Origin of the sequence: Bartonella sp. MM97QHHN, from assembly GCF_042194285.1 — a bacterium.
Taxonomy (GTDB): domain Bacteria; phylum Pseudomonadota; class Alphaproteobacteria; order Rhizobiales; family Rhizobiaceae; genus Bartonella.
Genome location: NZ_JBHIMS010000091.1, coordinates 1 through 20,651, shown reverse-complemented (window position 1 = coordinate 20,651; position 20,651 = coordinate 1). Strand labels below are relative to the sequence as shown.

Annotated in this window: 16 protein-coding genes and 6 pseudogenes; 14 read left to right on the top strand and 8 right to left on the bottom strand. The window is 37.1% G+C overall.

Features of this window, described 5'->3' with window-relative positions:
- The 4 genes and pseudogenes from ACFIJW_RS07510 to ACFIJW_RS07495 all read right to left on the bottom strand — a co-directional run.
- Nucleotides 1–294 (bottom strand): annotated as a pseudogene (locus ACFIJW_RS07510) (phage tail protein); the annotation flags it as partial.
- Nucleotides 291–353, bottom strand: coding sequence for a hypothetical protein (locus ACFIJW_RS07505; protein ID WP_375633810.1), 63 nt, complete (start codon nt 351–353; stop codon nt 291–293). The pseudogene ACFIJW_RS07510 and the gene ACFIJW_RS07505, both read right to left, overlap by 4 nt.
- 47 nt (nt 354–400) lie before the next feature.
- Nucleotides 401–733 carry a phage tail assembly protein gene (locus ACFIJW_RS07500; RefSeq protein ID WP_375633809.1) on the bottom strand — a complete coding sequence of 111 codons (333 nt, stop codon included), beginning with the start codon at nt 731–733 and terminating at the stop codon, nt 401–403.
- 2 nt (nt 734–735) lie between these two features.
- Complete coding sequence (locus ACFIJW_RS07495) at nt 736–1,242, bottom strand: phage major tail tube protein (protein ID WP_375633808.1); 507 nt, start codon at nt 1,240–1,242, stop codon at nt 736–738.
- Between the two features lie 581 nt (nt 1,243–1,823).
- Here ACFIJW_RS07495 and ACFIJW_RS07490 point away from each other — a divergent pair.
- The 12 genes and pseudogenes from ACFIJW_RS07490 (at nt 1,824) to ACFIJW_RS07435 (ending at nt 16,081) form a co-directional block, all read left to right on the top strand.
- Nucleotides 1,824–2,258 (top strand): hypothetical protein, encoded by a 435-nt coding sequence (locus tag ACFIJW_RS07490; RefSeq protein WP_375633807.1) that lies wholly within the window; start codon nt 1,824–1,826, stop codon nt 2,256–2,258.
- 98 nt (nt 2,259–2,356) lie between these two features.
- A pseudogene (locus tag ACFIJW_RS07485) lies at nt 2,357–3,094 on the top strand (phage late control D family protein); the annotation flags it as partial.
- Between the two features lie 267 nt (nt 3,095–3,361).
- Nucleotides 3,362–4,091 (top strand): annotated as a pseudogene (locus ACFIJW_RS07480) (DNA adenine methylase).
- An 890-nt stretch (nt 4,092–4,981) separates the two neighbouring features.
- A complete protein-coding gene (locus tag ACFIJW_RS07475; protein WP_375633806.1) occupies nt 4,982–6,130 on the top strand; it encodes an aminotransferase class I/II-fold pyridoxal phosphate-dependent enzyme in 1,149 nt (382 codons plus the stop codon).
- 9 nt (nt 6,131–6,139) lie between these two features.
- Entirely contained in the window at nt 6,140–7,564 is a 1,425-nt protein-coding gene (locus ACFIJW_RS07470; RefSeq protein WP_375633805.1) for a phenylacetate--CoA ligase family protein, read from the top strand.
- Nucleotides 7,565–7,574: 10 nt separating this feature from the next.
- Nucleotides 7,575–8,465: a RimK family alpha-L-glutamate ligase gene (locus tag ACFIJW_RS07465; protein WP_375633804.1), complete on the top strand. Its 891-nt coding sequence runs from the start codon at nt 7,575–7,577 to the stop codon at nt 8,463–8,465.
- The gene (locus ACFIJW_RS07460) at nt 8,465–9,517 is read left to right on the top strand and encodes an ATP-binding cassette domain-containing protein (protein WP_375633803.1); all 1,053 of its coding nucleotides are present in this window, start codon (nt 8,465–8,467) and stop codon (nt 9,515–9,517) included. Before ACFIJW_RS07465 ends, ACFIJW_RS07460 begins: the two co-directional genes overlap by 1 nt.
- A complete protein-coding gene (locus ACFIJW_RS07455) occupies nt 9,508–10,347 on the top strand; it encodes a hypothetical protein (RefSeq protein ID WP_375633802.1) in 840 nt (279 codons plus the stop codon). Before ACFIJW_RS07460 ends, ACFIJW_RS07455 begins: the two co-directional genes overlap by 10 nt.
- A 4-nt stretch (nt 10,348–10,351) precedes the next feature.
- Nucleotides 10,352–11,122 carry an ABC-2 family transporter protein gene (locus ACFIJW_RS07450; RefSeq protein ID WP_375633801.1) on the top strand — a complete coding sequence of 257 codons (771 nt, stop codon included), beginning with the start codon at nt 10,352–10,354 and terminating at the stop codon, nt 11,120–11,122.
- A 7-nt stretch (nt 11,123–11,129) separates the two neighbouring features.
- The gene (locus ACFIJW_RS07445) at nt 11,130–13,613 is read left to right on the top strand and encodes an acetyl-CoA carboxylase biotin carboxylase subunit family protein (RefSeq protein ID WP_375633800.1); all 2,484 of its coding nucleotides are present in this window, start codon (nt 11,130–11,132) and stop codon (nt 13,611–13,613) included.
- Nucleotides 13,614–13,655: 42 nt separating this feature from the next.
- The gene (locus ACFIJW_RS07440; protein ID WP_375633799.1) at nt 13,656–14,636 is read left to right on the top strand and encodes a fatty acid desaturase family protein; all 981 of its coding nucleotides are present in this window, start codon (nt 13,656–13,658) and stop codon (nt 14,634–14,636) included.
- Nucleotides 14,637–15,103: 467 nt separating this feature from the next.
- Nucleotides 15,104–16,081: an NAD(P)-dependent oxidoreductase gene (locus tag ACFIJW_RS07435; RefSeq protein WP_375633798.1), complete on the top strand. Its 978-nt coding sequence runs from the start codon at nt 15,104–15,106 to the stop codon at nt 16,079–16,081.
- Nucleotides 16,082–17,020: 939 nt separating this feature from the next.
- Here ACFIJW_RS07435 and ACFIJW_RS07430 read toward each other — a convergent pair.
- From ACFIJW_RS07430 to ACFIJW_RS07420, 3 genes and pseudogenes are all read right to left on the bottom strand, one after another.
- Nucleotides 17,021–17,251, bottom strand: coding sequence for a hypothetical protein (locus tag ACFIJW_RS07430; RefSeq protein WP_375633797.1), 231 nt, complete (start codon nt 17,249–17,251; stop codon nt 17,021–17,023).
- Between the two features lie 339 nt (nt 17,252–17,590).
- A pseudogene (locus tag ACFIJW_RS07425) lies at nt 17,591–18,180 on the bottom strand (phage terminase large subunit family protein); the annotation flags it as partial.
- A gap of 30 nt (nt 18,181–18,210) precedes the next feature.
- Nucleotides 18,211–18,762 (bottom strand): annotated as a pseudogene (locus ACFIJW_RS07420) (hypothetical protein).
- Nucleotides 18,763–18,846: 84 nt separating this feature from the next.
- Here ACFIJW_RS07420 and ACFIJW_RS07415 point away from each other — a divergent pair.
- Entirely contained in the window at nt 18,847–19,113 is a 267-nt protein-coding gene (locus ACFIJW_RS07415) for a BrnT family toxin (protein WP_375633796.1), read from the top strand.
- Nucleotides 19,091–19,396 carry a BrnA antitoxin family protein gene (locus tag ACFIJW_RS07410; protein WP_375630443.1) on the top strand — a complete coding sequence of 102 codons (306 nt, stop codon included), beginning with the start codon at nt 19,091–19,093 and terminating at the stop codon, nt 19,394–19,396. The genes ACFIJW_RS07415 and ACFIJW_RS07410 overlap by 23 nt, the downstream gene beginning before the upstream one ends.
- A gap of 51 nt (nt 19,397–19,447) precedes the next feature.
- On the opposite strand, the pseudogene ACFIJW_RS07405 reads toward ACFIJW_RS07410, so the two are convergent.
- Nucleotides 19,448–19,983, bottom strand: a pseudogene (locus tag ACFIJW_RS07405) (antA/AntB antirepressor family protein).
- Nucleotides 19,984–20,651 lie beyond the last annotated feature (668 nt).

Genomic DNA, 20,651 nt, shown 5'->3' with positions numbered 1-20,651 from the left:
CAGATGCATGGTTTTCATGGTGAGGGCGGCTACACTTGCCACAAGACCACCACCAGCAAGCCCCAAGACACCAGTAAAGACCGAAGCACGGCTTGCCGCCACTCCAAGAGCACTTTGAACACCTTTCAAACTTGACGTCATGTTTTTGACAGCAGCAGAAAAGCGCGGAATACCCAAACTATGTGAGAGTGTTTTAGACAATGTATCGAATTTTTTTTGTACACGTTTAAGAGGCGCGGTGAGTTTGTCTTCAAGAGACAGTTTCACCTTTGCATCAGCAACTTTTTCACTCATTTTGTCTTATACCTTTCTGCTTCTTGATTTCGCCAGAATATGAGTTCTTGCGGTTCCATTTCCATCATCTTTGAAAGGGACCAATGGAACACAATGGCAATATCGGCTATGAGTTTAGCGGCGGTTTCCCAGTCGAGGTATCCCGCCGCTTGATAAAAGACTCCAAAATCTCTCCAATGCTCGACAAATCATTAATATCGAGTTCTCCAACCGCTTCATGTGCCCATCCAGAAAGGCGTGCAACCATAGCANCAACCGCTTCATGTGCCCATCCAGAAAGGCGTGCAACCATAGCAATTGTTTGCTCTATGCCTTCTTTTTTGTCGATTGCTTGCACATCTTTTGTTTTGGGGCGCTGTAAGGTAATTGTGGTGTGCTCTTTTCCTTCAAAAGTAACAGGTATCAATAATTTATGTGTAATGCTTGTTTGGACTGTCATTTTTATAATCCTATATTTTCTCTATGGTCTGCGAGTTGATTGACGCTATTGAATTTTCTCACCAAGTTGAGGACATCTATCTCAACGATTTCAACGTCCTTCTGGACATATTTGAAATACTGCAATGTGAAGGTAGTTGTGGATGTTGCTTTGCTGCCTGGTTGCCATTCTGCCATTTCAAAGCCTTTGCATAGTCCTCTCATGGTAATGACAACACCTTCTGCTGGTGTGCCTTGCGCTTGCATTGAACTTCGTAATGAAATGTCGACATCAGTGCGCCCCAACAGTGCCATCAACTCTGGAGAGCAATCAGAAATGGTCATGCTAAGTGTGAGGGTTTCAAGACCAAGGTCAACTTCAATAGAGCTATCCATGCCTCCACCACGATAACTTTCAACAACCAAATTCAAATTCGGTAATGTTACGCTTTCACATTTTGCTTGATAGGGAATGCCGTCGACAAAAATGTTAAAATATTTCAAAACTCTTGGTAAAACGGGGATAGCCATTAAAAGATCTCCTCTAAATAATCATTCACAATGCGTGAACGGAATGTGATATGTTCTGCTAGTGTTGTTGGTGTAAATTCAACATTGAAATAGACTCTATCATCTTCAATTAATTAGTTCTTTTATCAAGACTGATGTTGTTAGTTGCATACTGACGGCAAGTTGGCGTTTACTCATCGCTTCAGGGTAGCGGCTCGTTGGGCTTATTGGTTGCTGCTTTGCTAGTACATTTTTTGGATAGGGACAGTGATAGGGAAGTGGTTAGGGCAGGCATTGCCTCTGTTATTGATGCTGTTATTATCGCTGTTAGTTTTGCTTTGTGGAAATATTGGGATCGTTTTTCTTCTTTTATGAAAGGGCTTACACGGAAGATAACATGCGTTTTGGACATACCTTTGAAGCCGTCATGCTTTTTGCGGTGCTGATACGGCAAGCATCACCTGATGGAAAACATTATCGCTAATGTCTTTGTTTTTTCTCGCTCTTGGCAAAAATTCAAACAAGGATTTGTCTCTGTTACACAAAGCTTTAAAGATTTATAGGATGGCTTTAAACAAAAATTTTCCAACTGTTAGGGATGCTTGAGTGGCTTTTTTGTACAAAAAAAGCTTTCTGGCAGTGTTAAGATTGTTATGGAACAAGCCAGGAGAAAATTTAGCTACTTGGACTGTTTCGATGGTTTTAAAGACTCAATCACACAATTGATGGATTTTTGTAAATCTTTGCCCTGCTGCATTAAAGAATGGATTGGGTCAATTGATTTAAAAGAGTTTTTGCCTTTGCAAAGTGTATTTGGAGGCAAATCAGCTATTCAGCCCATTGCCCAATTTGCGGGTGCTAATCATGCAAACTTCCCTCTCACAGAACAAAAGGACAAAGAGTGTTCTATTGTTCATCAACATCAAAATGTTAGGGTCCATGTCAATTGCGCGCGTGATTCTGCTCTGATGGGGCATGCGGTTCGTCACGCTTTGCAATGGGTACAAGCCAATGCATTACATGGCGGAACAGAGTGAAGAAAACAGAATAATAGGAGCTATACTATGAAAGATTCTTTGATAATGCTAGATTCCCATCAATTTTATGTGGACTGGCTTAATTTCTAATCGTTTTAGGAAGAGCTTTCCACCTTTATGGAAAAAGTGCTTCGATGTGTGAGAAGTTCAAGAACAAAGCAGTGAACATTTTGACTATAAAACCATTGGTGAGATTGTTGAAAAATTAGCCAAAAGTCATGGTTATCAAGCAAAGGTGAGCTCACGGTTTATCAAACAAATTTTGCCTTATGTGATTTGTACAGATCAGTCGGCAATTAATTTTTTAACACGTTTTGTTGACTAGATGCATGCGCGTTTGGGAGTCCAAGACAATAAGTTTTATTTTTAAGCGGAGATAATTTATCTTTACAAGAAATCGATCAATGTGATTGTTCGCATTGGTAATTTATGCACGAGCTCCGCATTCAATATAGTATCATAGAAGCGCGTTATTTTGATCACCTCCAAAGGCAACAGCATCAAGTAAAACATTAAACAGGTTTTACAGGTCCTTGTGCGGCGTCTGTGCAGTTATTACACTTGTTAAGAGGAGACTTTAGCTTGCTGCCATCTCAGAATCAGATAGGCTCTGCCGTACTACGGGTAATGATTCTTTGACCTTACAAGGGTATACCTAAATCATGGCTGGTTAACTTCTTTTGTTGCAAGGGTTTCGTGAAGAAATTAATGGCTCTTGGAAAGTTGCAACGATGATCCACCGCTATGAGAAAACAAGCGGATACAGATCAGAAATTACCCTAGAAGTGCCTGACAAGGGAAAAAAACTTTGTGAAAACGGAAAATCAAAAGAGTAACCTGCACCTTTGATTGATCATGATGCTCCATGAGATGAAAATGCAATGTTTGCACTTTGGTTAGCGAAAGAGCAATAGGGTCAAGTCATCCTATCGCTTAAGGAAAAGGGAAAATTCTTCTCTTTAGATAGAGGCTGAGTTGGTCTAGCCAAGGGGGATAGTTTGGAACACATCTGTCCAATACAACACAACTTGATATCACAGTCACTTCTTATCACTTAAAACAGTGAGAAGATGGATAATATAGATGGAAGAGTATTAAAAATGATGGATGTACTTTACGATGAAAAATTAAAATTTGTTGATCCAGTTACACCAGCTGCTGTTTATATTGGTGGCAAAAGCAGGTTAGCTAAAACTATTGTCAAAATCATTGAAGATATTCCTCATAGTATTTATGCTGAATTTTTTTCGGGTGTTGTAACGCCGTTAACACTCTATTTATAGAACTGTTAGAGTTTAAAATTAGTAGCCGTGAGGAGTTTCAACGTTTAATACAGCAGGATCCAGAAAACCTAACGTATTTAGACGGGCTTCAAGGTTTTTATATTTAAAGCGATTAAGTTTTAGAAGGAATGTATCCAATCGTACGATGAGTGTTGAAATCCGCCGTAGCGCGCGGTTTAATATTTTAAAAATTGAAGGCGTATTAAAGCTTATTTACCCTTGTTTAGCAGGTGTTACAGTTGAATATTTAGACTGATCTGATTTATTGTACGTTATGACCATCCAAATACCTTGTTTTATCTTGAATTGACTTACTGGAGCATGAGGATTATTATGGGAGGAATTTGTTTAAGCGGTAAGATTATCCGGCGATGTCTAGGCTCCTTGCACAACTAAAGAGAAAGTTTCTTCTGTCTTTAAACGATGTGACAGAAGTCAGAAAGATTTTTAGTCAATTCTATATAAAAAAGGTGAGAACAGTTTATTTGTGTAACTCTTCAAATAATATAATTGCTGTAAGGAACTTTTCATCACCAATTATGATATTTAGGAGAAGAAAAAAGACCGATAAAGGGTCTTTAAATGATCTTTCAAGGTTCTTGAAGACCATTTGAGCCCCCTTTAAAAATCATTAAAAAAATGAATTTGTATAAAACTTGCTGTCAAGCTACACTGATTTATTAGAAATGGCATTGTATTGAACCCCTTTGAGTTTTAAACTGCTACACTCACCATTGAATAGCACCAATAATTGCTCTGAAAATAACGATAAGAAAATTTTATGTTGCAGTGCTTTGTACTGGTTTGATTTCTGTTCTCGATATATTTCTAAGTACATTACTGAAAGTAATGTACTAATCTTGCGTTTGAATCTCTTTGGGGTTCATTGAAAACATGATTAGTTTTCAATTTTCTAGGTAGTTTTTTTAGGAAGCAGTCAATTTTTTTGATTTAATTATCTTTAATTTAAAGTTTCATTTAATTCCTATGACATTCAGTAAACTCAGCTTTTGTTTTGGTATCTTATCATTTGATAGACTGTGCAGAGCTTGTAGTATCAGAATTTTGAATATTAGCACATGAAAGGCGGACATCATTCCTTCTTTCGGTAAGAATATTTGATCTATTTCCCCAGCAAATTGCCAAATAGTACAGAATCTACGTCACGCTATGCTTTCCAAGGGGGCATATTGCCTTCGATATGCTGGCCAAACACTTTTAAAATTACAGATGCAATATGATAAATCCTTCTAACCACAGCAGTGAATCACATAATTATAAAATAAGTTAAATTTTTATAGATAGCTAAGTATTTATAATTATTAAAAATACTTAAAAATTTCCGTGAGACGTAGTAAATATTTTTAATAATAATATTGATTTATTTTTATTTTAGTATTAACAAGTATCTTGAAACTCAGAGATAGTGGGGGGGAGCAATTGTTTAAGTCTGCACTAACGTACTATGAAAGGTCTGCTTTAACACAAGAAGCAAATCTTGCGGATGGTCATGCATATCACAATCTTCACGAGAGCTTTAATGATATTATTGTGGGATTAAAAGATAGTTGGGACTGGGCAAAATCACACAAAATACCTGAGATAGAGGCGCGATTCATTCAAAAATGGGGTGAGTTGTCAAAATCACCGACGATGGCCAGACATGCGGAATATCTTATTTGCCCGACAGCCTCTAATTCTATTGATATAGTAGGTGCATACTTAGCCTGCACTCGAAAAAGGACAGCTCTCTTATTACCATGTTTTGATAATCTCCCTCTACTGATGAGAAGGCGCAACGTAAACTTAGTGCCGATTCTAGAAGATGATTTATTTATTTTGTCTTCAGATAAAGATGCACTTTCGAAGTATTTTCTTGAAAATAGTTTAGACGCTTTATTTATAGTAAATCCAAACAATCCTACAGGGATGATCTTTAATGAAAACCAGCTTGCAAATATCGCTGACGTATGTCGCGAGTATACTGTCATACTGGTTATTGATGCTACATTTAGTTTTTATGATCGTAGAAAACCAGATTATCATAAGATATTGGATAGTTCAGGTGTTAAATATGTAATTATTGAAGATTCTGGTAAGACTTTTCCAACGCAGGATATGAAAGCTAGCTTAATGCTCTTCCATTCTGAGCTTAAAAGTGCAATACAACAAATTTACGAGGAAATATTTTTATGTGTGTCTCCCTTTAGTTTGGAAGTAATCACCAGAATTGTTGAAAAAGCATCCGAGATTGGATTAGAAGAAGTATTATGGAAAGAAGTGGATATTAGGCGTACTAATTTTCGTAATATATTAAATCAAACAAATTTAGAGATAGCAAAAAAATCTATTGCATCGGTTATGCCGTTAGAGTGGATTGATTGCTCTGCAACAGGTTTTAGTGATCTTGAATTCGTGCAGCACTGTAAAGCTTTTGGCTTGTGCCTTTTGCCTGGTAGATATTTCTATTGGAGTAGTCCTGATGAATTAGGGCATCAATTTGTGAGGGCAAGTTTAATGAAGCAAGACAGTGTATTTGAATTAGCATTGCAGAGGTTACGTGAAGCTGTGTCCAGTGGTTGGAGATAGGGGCTGAATATGCAAACATTAGGCTCTAACGTTGCTCAAGATATAGAAAGGTTTAAAATAGATTGGGCTTTCTTAAAGCCAGAATTACCTTGGCTTCAATCTAAGGTGCTATCTAGATGGTCCTATACACGTAATATGCTAAAGTTAAAAGTGAGATCTAATGATGTTAGCCTGCGCACATGGAAACTTCAGAGATTAGGAGAATTAGTTGACTGGGCTTTTACATCAGTGCCTTTTTATCGTGATCTATATAAAGAGATAGGCTATAGTGTAGGGGAAATTCGATCATATGATGATTTTACGCGACTGCCAATAATTTCACGAGAGCATTTACCTTTTGTAGGAGATCTCAATTCATATCATTTGTCAAGTCATTTGCTCCATGATGAACTGCGTGGCCTTGAAACTACTGGATCTACGGGTAGACCAGTACAAATAATGATGGATCAATCGCTCACTGAAATTGATACAATCCATCGCATGAATATGTTTGAAGAAATGTCGGGCAATCAACTAAATCCCAAAGAATGGATATATAATATTAATCATGCTCATTGGTGGCATACTAACTTATGTGGGTTTTATCGAGTTTTTACGGTATCTCAACGTTGCCCAATAGAGTCAATCAAGCAGCATATTCAGCTGCTCAGACCTAAATTTATTTCTTCAATATTTAGTGCCGCAGAAAAATTAGCAGATTCTAATATAGATTTAGGGGAGCTGGGAGTCACTTGCTTGAGTACTAATTCTGAAACTTCAACTAGAACCCAACGGGATAGGTTAGAAGTATCATTAAATGTAAAAGTTCGAGATGAGTACAGTAGTGAGGAAGTCGGTTTGATGGCATATGAATGTACAGAAGGAAACTACCACCTTTTGGAGCATGACACGCATATTGAGCTGATTACTGATAGCCATAGTGATTTTGGCAGGATTGTTGGTACTTCACTATGGAACATGGCTATGCCTATAATCCGCTATGATCAAGGTGACTTTGGGCAGTGGTATGGGCAAACAGCTGGAAGTAATAATGGTTGGGCTGGAGAAAAGTGTTGCTGTGGGTCATCCTATAGACGAATAAAAGCAATACATGGAAGAATAGACGATGCATTTATGAGTATAAGTAATAGATTAGTACCTTCAGGTATGATGTTAGAAATTGCAGAAAAATGGTTGAGTCATGATGACGCTGGCATCATTGAATTTAGAGTAATACAAGAAGAAGTTAATAAGATACGGATTTTAACGGTTTGGAAAAGCGGTCCGCCTACCAACAAAGCGATGCAATGCATTAAGAACTTTACGAATGAAATGTGTTATCTTTTTCATTCAAAAATAGATGTTGAGCTGGTCACTGTAGATCATATTCCTCCTTTGCATAAACTCAAGAGGCGCATATTCTTTAACAATATAAAAAAACAGCTTAAGTTTTAAGGAAAATTCAATGCATTCATATATGATTGCGATTATCTATGATGAAATGCATCCTCTTTTAGAGAGAGTGCACGCTACGCTTATAAGAAAAAACTTTAATACAGAGTTTATTCACTGGTCAGAAATCAGAATATTAGCAGCCCCAAATGAAGTTACCTCAAATCTTGACGAATTTGACGCTATTTTTATGGACCGCTTGGCAGAATTTAGGTGTTCTTATCACTCTCAATTTATACAGCTTGCAAATCTACCTTCAGTCAACAACGCGATAATTAACCAACCATTGTCTTATCAATTAGCTCGCGATAAAGCTCTCACAGCAATCTATTTGGCTAAACTTGATTTTCCAATCCCAGAGACTCATATATTTCAAAGCTTAAATCAATTCAACAAGTTTCTATTAAATAAGGATATAGCTTTAGTGGCTAAATCAACATTGGGTTTTTGCTCGAATGAAGTACAGATATTTGCAGCAAAAAATCCACCTCTGGATGAAATAAAAAAATGGTTAAAGCGTGATGGACAATTTATAATTCAGTCTTTCATTGAAAATCCGGGTAGATTTATTTGGCGATGCGATATTGTCAGTGGTGAAGTTAAGGTTTGTAATAAAAGGTATGCTTTTAATTCCGGTGGATTGTACCCAATTTGCAATGGTACACATGGAGGACACATTGAGATTTTGCCTCCAGAAAAATTTGATAATCTCGCTACTTCCTTAGCTCTAGATGCTGTTAAGGCTCTTGGACTTGATATTGCAGGCGTAGATATAATAGAAGGAGCAGGGGAGAATTTTTACCTTATTGAAGTTAATCCAGAGCCAGACATTTTAATGGATCGATTTGAGTTTCCAGATGCGATTGCGGAACTGTTAATAAATAAAGCTCGAAAGGTAGCTTGATGGTTAAGGTGAATAATCAAAAAATTTTGGTTGATGTAAGGGATGTCTCAAAGGTTTACAAAAGTCAGAAAGCCTTCTGGGATTATTTTCTTCCCTCAAAGAGGCAAGAAAATAATGATAAATATGCATTAAAAAACGTGACGCTTCAGTTAAGAGCTGGAGAGTGTTTAGGACTTTTGGGCCCAAATGGAGCAGGAAAATCCACATTAGTCAAAACAATTTGCGGCTTACAAAAAGCTGATTGCGGCAATGTTAGGGTGTTGGGTTCTTCCCCTTCACATCGCGATTATGATTTCTTAAGAAGAATCGGCGTTGTTTTTGGACATAAGTCTAGCCTATGGTGGGATCTGCCTGTTAAAGACAGTTATGCTGTATTACAGAAAATCTATGATATAGATCGTAAAAATTTCATGTTAAAGCTGGAAGAGCTTACGCAAGCTTTGGGTCTGTCTTCAATACTCAATAGGAAGGTTCGAAATTTAAGCCTTGGGGAAAGGGTTAAATGTGAAGTTGTTGCCGCCCTTATTCATGACCCCGACTTACTGATATTAGATGAGCCGACTGTTGGGCTGGATATCCTATCCAAATATGAGTTGCGCAAATATCTTCACAGTCTTGTTAAGCAGCAAAATAAAGGAATTATCATAACAAGCCATGATATGGCGGATATAGAACATTGTGCTTCTAGGATTGTTTTTCTCAAGGAAAGTGAAATTATTTTTGATGGTTCTGTCAGTACAGTATCAGAAAAAGTTGGCAATTTTGTAACAAGCTCACTTGTTGTACAAGAGCGCCCACTTTCGGATGATTTTATTGAACAAGTCAAGGCAGCTGTTGATCATATTTCAACTCAAGGTAAAATAATTTCAAAAGCCATGACGCAATCGAAAATGGAATGGCTGATTGACGCAGATATCAAAGATAAAATGTTTGAATGTTTACAAAAGCTTGTCATGGATCAGCCAAATATCTTAATTCAATTTTCTCCGCCTTCTCTTGAAGACATTTATTTAAAACAATTTAAGGACAGGGCGAAGCAAGAATGCGTTTAAAACCTTTCCTGATGCTAAATACAGTGCGGCTATATCTTGGTTGTGCAAAGCTATTCGCTTTTATAGCCGTCAAGGAGATCCTTATTGATAAATATATGCTCATAATCGATCTATTATTGGCAACGAGTATTCCTTTTATCACGCAATATATTATTTGGCACTATATTTACGCCGGCAATGCGGAGGAAAGTGTAAGCGGGTATAATTTTCAGCAATTAATGTTCTACTTTGCAATTTCTATAGCATTTTGGCGGCTTAACAATTCTTACAGTGTGATTGAATATTTTGCACGAAACATTCAAGCTGGTGAACTCGAACCCCGTTTACTTTGGCCTATACCCATTCCGGTTCAAAGATTTTGGGATTTTTTGGGTGGTGCTATTATCTATGCATGGCCAATTATTATCATTGTGGCTGTTTGTTTTTTTCTTTTTGAAGTCGAAATTATAAGCCCGTTCTATTGGTTCTGGACGATTATCTATATCATAGAGACCCAAATATTGTGTTATTTAATTGGTCTTTTTATGGCTCTTAGCACATTTAAATTTGTTCGGCCTGATTTTCTTTTAGCGCTGTTATCTGCGCTGCAAGGCATATTAGGCGGGACCATGTTGCCCCCAAGCTTTTGGCCTGAAACTATAGCACCTATCATGTTTTATAATCCGTTCAGATTTATCATTGCCGCACCCGCTGAACTGATTATCGACCCCAATATTGGTAATTTAATCTCATATTCTCTTCAGTTAAACTTATATATGTTTGTATTCATTGTTCTTTGCGCAATTTATTGGAAAGTTGTTATGACTAAATATGAAACAGCAGGAGGTTAAAATTATGGGAAAATTTCAAGCTTATGTTTCAAATAGTTTGAAAAACTCCAGCGCCTATAAAGCCAATCTCGTGGGGTACATTGCCTTAACATTTATCGTGACCCTTATTAGATTATTATATGCTGATTCTATTTATCAAAATACGAGCTCATTAAAAGGATGGACTCTAGAAGAATTTAACGGTCTTATTTTTTTTATGTTAGTGATATCATTATTACTAAACACTTTTGCTTCATCGATAAATAATTTTTTTTATGCGCTTCTTTCAGGAAAATTAGAGCCGCTCTTAATGCAGCCAGTTCCACTCTTTTATCATATGTTATTGCGATGGGCGAATAATAATAACTTACTAATACTCTTTGGTTTACTGATTTTAGACGCATTGTATGTTAATATGCCCAAATTGAATTTCACTCTGCTGTCTATAACAATTACTTTGTTGACAGTTTTTTTTACTGTCATTTCCAATCTAGCCTTTGTAACGTTTCTGCATTCTATTTCACTTTTAAGTCAAAAATATCTTCCTGTTGAATATATACATAGCGAGATGTTCAAACTCAATCTATTGCCACCGCATCTATTTAGCGTGGTGAGTTTGATAGCTATAATCTCTCTTGTGCCCTCATTGGTAGGTGCGGGCATAACTGTAACGGCACTATTAAACCCATATTCAAGTTTAATATATTATTATTGGCTTTCAACTGTAATTTGTGTCTTTGTTGCGTGGCAATTCTTTAGAGTTTTAATGAAAAAACGGGTTTTACTTGGAGGGTGAGGGGACTATGGCAAAAACAAAAGGTTTAATTTTTCCAGTAATTCTCGTAACGAGCGAACGGATGAAGGCTGAAGTAGAAGATATCGTAAAGAGATATACTCACCTAATTGGCGAATATATTATAATTCAAGAATGTTATAATCAAACTTCTAGCGCTCCTCAAAAAAACTGTATTCAGATTAGTGATATGGAAAATATTGAAGTTTTAAAAAGCTTAGCTGTTAAAATAACTGATAGCTTTAAGCCTACACACATTGTTGCTATGGAAGAGTTTGCAGTTTCAAGTGCACATTATCTTGAAAAATTTTTCAAATTAAAGCCAAAGCTAAGCTTAGAGCAAATGCTAAGGTTCAGAAATAAGGCTATGATGGCGGAGCAAATCAGCAAAACCGGAAAACTTGTTCAACCTGTGCAATATACAAAAGAAGACGTGTTCAGTAACCGTACTACGTATCCGATTGTAATAAAACCCGTAGATCAAGCAGCTTCAATTGGGGTCATGTTATGCAAAAATCAAAATGAAGCATTAAATGCTCTTAAAAAGATATCAGACTCTATAATACAAGAATATATTAGTGATAACCTATATCATATTGATGTCTTGGTAGAAAACACTAAGTGCGTTTTCTATTCTGTAGGATGTTACCAAGAAAATGCTGGTTATGGAGCTATTAATGGTGCTCCTCTAGTTTCTATAATTGAAACAGACAGACAAAAGCTGCTTCGGTGGAATAAGTTTATTACAGAAGTCATTGAAACTTTTAATCCTCCAAATGGCGCGCTTCATATTGAAGCGTTTTATCGTGATTCAAGTCCACACCTATTTCTAGAAGTCGGGTTGCGTCCAGCAGGTGGTTTAATTCCGATGATGATTAAAGCCTCTTCAGATATTGATATAATTGAGGGACATTTCTTACTTTCTATTGGTGTGAGTATAGAAGAAAAATATGCTAAGCCTAGATTAAAAGCTGCTTCATTAATTCACTTTCCCAAGCTACCAAATAATATTTCACAAATTAATGTTGAAAATATTTTTTTACCAGAAATAGGCTATAAATCTGAAGTTTATTATATAAGAACAGCTTCAGTAGGAGAAAGCGCTTCTGCTGAAATGAGCTACTCCAATACTCTAGCAGATATTGTTTTTACTTCAACAAATCGTCAATCTGTACTAGCTGATACCCAGAATGCATTATGTCAATTTTCTGTAAATACCATTCATAAAGATTTCAATTTTAATGTAATGGTTAAAGCGGACATTGAGACAAGCGACCTCTTATTTCAAATGCAGAAAGTCGCTTTAGAAGATGGGTTTATTTTACCTGGATGGAAGTTATTGGTATCCTCGTTCATTTTCGAAAAACATCAGACCCAAGCTTTAGCAAACGATTTCTACTGCCTGTATAAGATGATATTTTCTTTAAAGGATAAGCTATTTTCAGGAAGTCAAAAACAGTGGTTTAAAAATTTAGGATTAAGTGACCAGTTAATTTCTGTATTGCAGAGATTCAAGATACAAGGTGATTGTATCCCATATCGTTGGGATTTTTTTATTTCAGGTAATCAGATAAAAGTAATTGAATTGAATGCTGGCTTGGCTCTAGGGGGCGTATGCCAAAAGAAGCTTCAAGAGCTAAAAACTACTCTAGATTGCAACAGTAACGAAACTTGGGTTCATCCTTTATTCGGATTGTCAGACTATCTAAAAAAATACATGCATAAAATTAAAGTAAATAGAATTCTCATTATTGAGGATGATGATTACTATATACATGAACCTGAAGCAACACGGTGGATTATGAACGGATTACAGCATTGCGGAATCGAAAAAATAGAGGTCATTACAGCAGCTAAATTGCAAAATATTTCTTTTGATGAGCCTGTTATTGCTCTTGAGCTGTTTTCTTACATTGATGTGGACCGAAATGTAGATAGATATGAAACCTATTTTGCACTGATAAAAGAAAAATTTCTGTATCCTACAATTTCACCTCTATCCGAAATTCTAATGAATAAAATGAACTTAGCTTTGATCTATAAAGCTTTAAATAGTGGATTGCTGTCACCTGAAGAGCGCATTTTAGTTGATAAGTATATTCCTAAGACATTCGTTCTGGATAATAATACTATGGAAATTATCCTTACGATGAACAAAAAAAATTATGTAATGAAACCTTCTATTGGCTGTGGGGGGAGAGGAGTTGTAGTAGGAAGAGATGTTTCTGAAAAAATATGGCGACAAAAGATTGAAGATATACTTGTAAGTGAAGAAAAGTACATTGTTCAAAGTTTCGTTGAGAGTAATAAATACGATGTTACGATAGTTGATAAAGCTAAAAAAAACAGCAAAGAATATTCAAATATTGTGTTTGGCTTATATATGTTTAATGAAAAATTTTGTGGAGGTATGGTTCGTGCTGGGAATGGTGAGCATATTATCAACGTACAAAATGGCAGTGCTTTAGGTATATTAAGAGTTAATGCTTTTTAATAGAGAAATAAAATTATTTCCAATGGAGGTATTATTAATTTAATGACTGATAATGAATTAGAAGAGTTAGAACGGATCCACTTTATAGCCATAAAGCCGCATTTAAAAGAGCTGTCGAAACGAAAGTCGTATAAAGGTTTAGGGCGTTTATTGATTATGGTTTTAGTTTACCTAACTATTTTATTGCTCGCAATTAAATTTGATAGCATCTACACTTGGATTCTTGCAGACGGACTTCTGGGCATTCTGTTTTCGGGATTATTTTCAGTTATGCATTATTGTGGTCATGGCACGTTATTTGCCAGCAGAAAATTAAATCGTATTTTGGGAACGCTTTTTTCAATGCCTATATTAATGAATTTTTCATTATATAAGTTTTTTCACTTGGTGCATCATCAAAGAACATCTCAACCAGGGGATACAGAACCGAAAGGAGAGCTTAATTCTTTTCCGAGCTATTTTTTGGCTTTATCAAATCTAGATTTTATCTATGGTTTTTTCAGATTATCTATTGCAAGCTTATTCAACTATGGTCCATTCTTTATTAAGAATAGGAAACAGCTTAACTATGTGAAGCTGGATACGCTATTGCTTCTAGGATGGATGGTTGTTATTGTATTTGTAACTTTCTATTATCCAAAGCGCAGCTTAATGGGATATTGGTTGCCGTTGCAGATTGGTTTATCATTTAACTTTTATACATCTTTTGCCGAGCACTATGAATGTAGCTTGAGTAAAAATAAGTTATCAAATACACGAACGGTTTATCTTAAGAGTAGGATTCTAAAGTATTTTCTTTTTAACAGCAACTATCATGCAGAACACCATTTTTTATCATCGATACCACCGTGGAATTTACCTAAAGTCAATTTTTATATAAAGGAAAGCTTGCAGCATACGCAGAAATCATATTTTCAGATACACAAGGAACAACTTAAAAAAATTGTTAACAGGCAGCAACGACCCGCTGAAACAAATGATGGCTTCGTAAAAAACTTTAATTTCAAGCTTGAAAAGCTTTAAATAGCTTAGTCATGAGCACTAAAATAGTAGATTCTATTATTACAAGGGGAATTCCGTAATGATACTAGGATATATCACACAAAGTATGGGATTATTATAGCCGCGTAGTTATAAGGTCGAGAAGGTACATAATGTGGTATTTTAAAGGGAAACCAATTGGTTTTCTACGCTGTGTTGGCGTGTCAGGATGTAAGAAACGGCTTCCGTTATCGCGGCATGGGTATTGGAGAGGGAGTTAGAAATACTTATTAATCAGCCAAATTATGAGTGATATCATGTTGATTCAAGCTATTATAAGGTTCTATCCGGATAATACCTTGGATTAGAGTGATTATAAGAGAAACTGTCCTCATAGCTCATTGAGATAGAAAATTTTTGATGAATGCGTAAAAAGATTTACTATTTCTGAAAGCGAGCTGTGAAGAGGACAGATTAGTGAAATTGAACTAATAGAATGAAAATTCATCATGAAAAAATCTTCTCGTAATTATAGACAACGCTTGTTGTTGGCTACAGGTGCTTTACCGTCTCTGAAAAATCATTTGGTGCAATTGCAGACTGCAGGTTTTCAGATCATTCATATAGAAAATCCTAAGAATTTTGATGAAATACGCGCTTATTTTCCGGATGTGACCCACTATATTTTGGGAGGACCGGAATATATTGGTTGCCGAGAGTTATCCGAATTGAGCAAGCTAGAACATTTGGTGCTTCTAGGCACAGGTGTGTCAAGCTTTGTGAATGAAGAGGCGATTCGCAGTACAGGTATTCGGCTATCAAACACACCCCATATGAATTGCAACAGCGTAGCTGAATATGCGCTTTCCATACTGATCAGCTCTCTTGCATGTACCTTCAATAGTTATGAACAAATGCGTAATGGTTCGGCTTGGTGGCAAAAACCCAGAAAAGAGCTTTCAGAAAGTCGAATTGGCATCTTAGGACTTGGAGGGATCGGCTCTCTTCTTGCCCGAAAGATACGTCTCATTTCAAAAGCGAAGATTCTCTATGCCAGCCGGAGTTCAAAATCTACGCTTGAGAAAGAACTTGGTCTTATGCGATCTGATCTCAAAGGTATCGTTTCAACTTGTGATGCTTTGGTTATGTGTGTTTCTTTCAATGATTCTACCAAAGGAATCATCAATCGGTTTAGCCTATCGTGCGCGAATCCAAAGTTATCTATCCTTTGCTTTTCCAATCCGAGAACAGTCGTACCTGCAGATGTTCAAGAGCTGCTTAAGGCTGGCGATTTAAATTTCTTTTATATGGATGGATATTATCAAGAGTGGGAAAACAATAAAGGCATAACTGATGATCCCCAAGGGCTTCTATCACTTGGTCCAGATCGATTTTATGTCACATCTCATATTGCTGCCCAAACAGAAAAGGCTATAGAGATTCAATTAAATCGTGCAATTTTTCTCATATTGGATGGGGTACAATAATGTGAGATTATGATTTAAGTTGTAGTTTTCTACCTTTCTTTTAAATTAATTACTTGAAGTAGGAATGTGCTAATTATGATTATAATAAGGTGGCGAGGAAAAGATTCTATCAGGTTGAGGATGAGTTTAAGAATAGTCTATACAAACCAGCTTCAACAGCTCATCGTTATACCAGCTTTTTAGAGCTTATATCTACCTGCCTAGATCTAACTTATGAATTGCTCCGGCACTTTATCGTGTTTCTCACGGTTAGATTTTACAGCGCAGTGTTGAGAGTTAGAGTGTTTCACCGCTCAGATTATAGGTGAAAGATAGCAAGGCATCGGGTTGGCGATTTGTCAGCGGTGCATTAATCAGCCATAGCAAGAAAGTTCTGCAATCATCGCATCTTGTCGCAACAACTCTTCGTCTTGTGTTTCATCAATACTCACTGAGAATTCCTCATCATCTTTAACGATATGATTGCAACGATGGTGGGATAGCCTACTAGACAAAAATAAAAGGTTTGATAAAAAACCTCTAACCGTTTAATCAGGTTCAGTTCGTTTTGTGTGATATGTCTTATTTTTTCAGGTTTCTATAACTTTCAATTTCTTGCTGACGTATTCAAATACACCATGCCATTGCCCTTTCCCGAGTACTTCCTAGGCTCAATCATCAACGTAAAGAGGTCAATTCTGTATTGTTTAGCAGTGGCATAATCTTTAGCTCATACCACAAGTCTTGTTGTCCAGCGTGATAGCCATTTTCTTGATCGTATATTCAAAAGCATTCAGTAGCGCTTTCAGTTCTGCATCGGTGTATTTTTCGTTTTGAAGGTTCTCAATTATGGCTTTGTAAAATAGTGTGTTTATGGCGTTATCTCATTGTTTTCAATGCTTTTACAATTACAGTAACGTTTCATTCTAGGCGCTTATCAAGTGAATAAAATCATGATTTTCAAGGATTTTGGCGTAATTTTTCTAAGAACTCTTGATCAAAACAGAAAGATATCACAGCAGCAAACAACATCTGTGTTTCAACGTCCCATACAGCGATCAGTTCGTCACTAATGCCGATACGCTGATCTAATGGCTTGAAGGGAGCAGTGGTTGTAGTGGTAGCGAAGAGAATGAAAAATGCATAGATAAAATAACCGGACGCATCGAGGCAGCCAAAGCCTCTACGCATTTTACACTGCTGGGCTATTTGGCATGAACATATAGTACTTTCAGCAACATCAACCTGAATCTATATTTCTTTAAGACGTTGTGTATGGTTTGGGCGTTGCGCTTCCATTTGTTGATCCAGAATGGCCAGTTCATGTTTACGGTCGGGATATCACGCCAGAGTTTCAGAAAATCTTGCAACGCGGATGATAAAAGCCCAACAGGTTTTCAAGTAATGATTGAGCCTAAAAATCATGCAGAATGCGGATGTCATTAGCAGCTTTTTCATCTGCTAAGCTAACTTCCTTTAGTTTTTTGTCTTACCCCAGCAGAGACTTAAATTCTGTTCATGGGCAGGTACATCTGCGATCATCACTGGATCACCTTCGTTATCGACACTGAGAGGATAACCATCAATCTCATCCAAAATCAGATAACGGATAGGTATAGAGCGCAAACCAGCAGCACTGTTTGCTCCTGTCAACATCAATGCACCACCATCAAACTCTTTCGAAAACATCGTATTGCCACTGTCACGCGCACGGGCAGGAGCTATGCTATGCGTTCACTTAAAACGGGACTTGCCATAATCATAGGATCAAGCCGCGTCTTTGAAAGCTTTTTGGCTATCTCAACGGTCGGCATCACATAAAGGGCAGGACCCGGACTATAATGAATGGCATAACCACAAAAGTTCAGTCCTGCCTCTGACATGCCAACCTGCGCTCCTTTCATGACAATGGTTGTTTCAATCGGTTTGTGAGAGGAAAGATTATCCATGATTTCGCGCAAATAGGGGATCCGCTTTGTTCTCCACAATCCAGGTTCAGCACTGGCTACGGTGCTAAGGTATCTATTCTTGTCCGCCCATTGGGAAACCGTATACGGTGGGTCCGGTTGTCTTGCATCATTGGCATGGGCGAAAAATTCTGTAACAGCATTCTCATCCATTATTCATTCTTTGCTCGCCCCAAAACTCTCTCATTCTGGAGGTTGAGGATCATGATAAGGAACTGGAATATGAACAGCTTCAAGCAAAGCCTTTCGCATGTAATAATCAATGGCACCGATTAGACTTGCAGCATCACATCCAACCTGTGCGGCAATGCTTGCACCAAATCGATGAGGAAAATTCAACATAGCGTCACGGTGTGCTCTTCCAAACTCACGCGCTGCTCTCTTGACTTCTTCACGGTCAACGGTTGTTTCGCGTAAGCGTTCAAGGGCAATCTTCTCGCTTTCAAGGGCAACTTGCATTCGCTCCAGTTTAATTTCGTATTCATTAGCACCCTCTGTAGAGGCTTGTTTGATCTTTGTTCGCGGTTGACCATCCGGTGCTAAAAATGGAGCAGGGCGTTTTGTTGGATTCTCATTCTAGATGCTTGTGGCAAGGGCTTCATTGACAGAACCATCTTCAAAAAGAGCTTTATCAAATTTCCCTGTCTTAAATCGAGAAACCACTGCATTAGGAGAAACACGCATCTTTTTGGCAAACGCACGAAGCGATATCCCCTCACGAACTTTCTTGGTCATAGTTGCTCCATTTTGAATGGTTTATACGAATTATTGTACACTTTAATTATTGACAAGGTTTTATTTTTCGTGTACATAAAATATATGAAGATAGTGTGGGATGAACCAAAAAGAGCTTTAAACATTGATAAACATAAGCTTGATTTTGCTGATATTATTTACTTTGACTGGGAACATGCTCTTATTGATGCAACACATTCAAACCGCATGAAGGCTATTGGACATTTTGCGGATGGCACAACAGTTATTGTTTTTGCAAAGCTTGGCAATGAAGCAATATCCATTATCAGTTTTCGTCGAGCTAATAAAAAAGAAAGAGAGGTTTTCAATGACTATCAAAAAAACCTTTGAAACAGAATGTGGCTACACAAAAGAAGATTGGGATGCTGTGGATTCCCCACCACTAACAGATGAAGAACTTGCACGCTTAAAGCCAGCTAAAGACGTTTTACCAGCCTCCTTTTTTAAGTATGTAACAGAAGAACGCCGTAAACGTGGGCGTCCACCCGTTGAATCTCCTAAACAAGCGGTTACTCTCCGTCTCGACCCAAATGTTATTGCTTCTTTTAAAAAACAAGGAAAAGACTGGCGAACACGTATGGGTGAAGTCTTAAAAAAAGCAAGTGGCAGCTAAACCAACCACCTCCCCATTTTTGAGAACGGAGAGGGGAGATGTGTTTTAAGTCTAAGCAGCCTTTACGACAGATCTTTCTAAAACTTGTTTTGCTTCTTTAATTAAAGCTTTATAATGTTTGCTCTCTTCTACCAACGTATTGGAGACATTTTGTCCCAATCTTTTGGGAAAGCAAAACGTATATCATCACAATAATCAACAGCTTGGTTTCTCAGTTTCTTTTCACATTCAATAAAATAACGGCGTGCTTGACGTCCTTTTTCATTGCGTTCAACCATTGAGAGCTCTTTCGCCATGTCTAAAGTGATGTGATATTCTGTACTTGGACGACCGCCTTTAGGTTTTGGGAGATTTTTACCGAAACTCACAACGCCTTGATTTTTTTGGGAGGCATTGGGTTTCGCTAAAATTTTAGCGAAACTTATAAAGTCCTTATTTTCTAGGAAGCCGTATTCTTTAATACGGTTTTTTATCCAATCTCTAAAATTAGAATTGACTTCCAAAAATGTATATAATTCGCGTGCGTTGACGGCTTGAACAGTTTCTTGATCAATCGTTTGTTCTGTAATTTTAATAAGAGTGTTCATAATGAACTCCTATGCAGTTAGAGGTTTTCTATTGACACTCCACAAAGAATGCCGGGTGCTAGAAAACACGGTGCATAGTCCGTCGTCACGCTTTTCCCATAAAGGGTATTGTATAGCGTAACTACACCCGACAGATCTATTATACGCATGTAGCATATAATGAGTCAAAGCCTTTAATATGCGGAAAATAAACTGTTTCGGCAATCTATCCGCTATGCATCTAAGGTGTTTTCTAGGCACCTGATTCGAGAATACCCATTACTATAGAATTGTCAAGTAACAAAAATTACTTCTTGCTAAGAAAACGTTTCACATACTGTACAGTGTACATATTGAAATCATTATTTATCAATATGTTATGTGTACAATGTACAGTCAATTTAAAAATTCTGTCGCTAGCGATAGTTCGCGCTAGCCTGCCCCGCAATGAAGCCAACCCGCTGGGAAGTACCTTTTGAATTGATTTTATTTTATTTTTTCTGGAAAAAGCGAAGCATTATCGATAATCTGTTTTTAAAATTGCAATAAGAATATGTAATGCTTAAACTCATAAGGATATGGAATATATAGATAAAGCTTGAGAACAGGATCTAGCCTTTCTTATTAGCAGCGTATTCTTGACGAGAAAGTTGTCTCTGTATGTTTTTGGTTAATCTTTCATTGGCATA

Excerpts from the sequence above, each read along its gene's own strand:
- ACFIJW_RS07470 (WP_375633805.1), top strand. The coding sequence starts at position 6,140 with ATGCAAACATTAGGCTCTAACGTTGCTCAAGATATAGAAAGGTTTAAA.
- ACFIJW_RS07495 (WP_375633808.1), bottom strand. The coding sequence starts at position 1,242 with ATGGCTATCCCCGTTTTACCAAGAGTTTTGAAATATTTTAACATTTTT.
- ACFIJW_RS07415 (WP_375633796.1), top strand. The coding sequence starts at position 18,847 with ATGAAGATAGTGTGGGATGAACCAAAAAGAGCTTTAAACATTGATAAA.
- ACFIJW_RS07445 (WP_375633800.1), top strand. The coding sequence starts at position 11,130 with ATGGCAAAAACAAAAGGTTTAATTTTTCCAGTAATTCTCGTAACGAGC.
- ACFIJW_RS07410 (WP_375630443.1), top strand. The coding sequence starts at position 19,091 with ATGACTATCAAAAAAACCTTTGAAACAGAATGTGGCTACACAAAAGAA.
- ACFIJW_RS07450 (WP_375633801.1), top strand. The coding sequence starts at position 10,352 with ATGGGAAAATTTCAAGCTTATGTTTCAAATAGTTTGAAAAACTCCAGC.
- ACFIJW_RS07430 (WP_375633797.1), bottom strand. The coding sequence starts at position 17,251 with ATGCGTAGAGGCTTTGGCTGCCTCGATGCGTCCGGTTATTTTATCTAT.
- ACFIJW_RS07465 (WP_375633804.1), top strand. The coding sequence starts at position 7,575 with ATGCATTCATATATGATTGCGATTATCTATGATGAAATGCATCCTCTT.
- ACFIJW_RS07435 (WP_375633798.1), top strand. The coding sequence starts at position 15,104 with ATGAAAAAATCTTCTCGTAATTATAGACAACGCTTGTTGTTGGCTACA.
- ACFIJW_RS07460 (WP_375633803.1), top strand. The coding sequence starts at position 8,465 with ATGGTTAAGGTGAATAATCAAAAAATTTTGGTTGATGTAAGGGATGTC.
- ACFIJW_RS07440 (WP_375633799.1), top strand. The coding sequence starts at position 13,656 with ATGACTGATAATGAATTAGAAGAGTTAGAACGGATCCACTTTATAGCC.
- ACFIJW_RS07455 (WP_375633802.1), top strand. The coding sequence starts at position 9,508 with ATGCGTTTAAAACCTTTCCTGATGCTAAATACAGTGCGGCTATATCTT.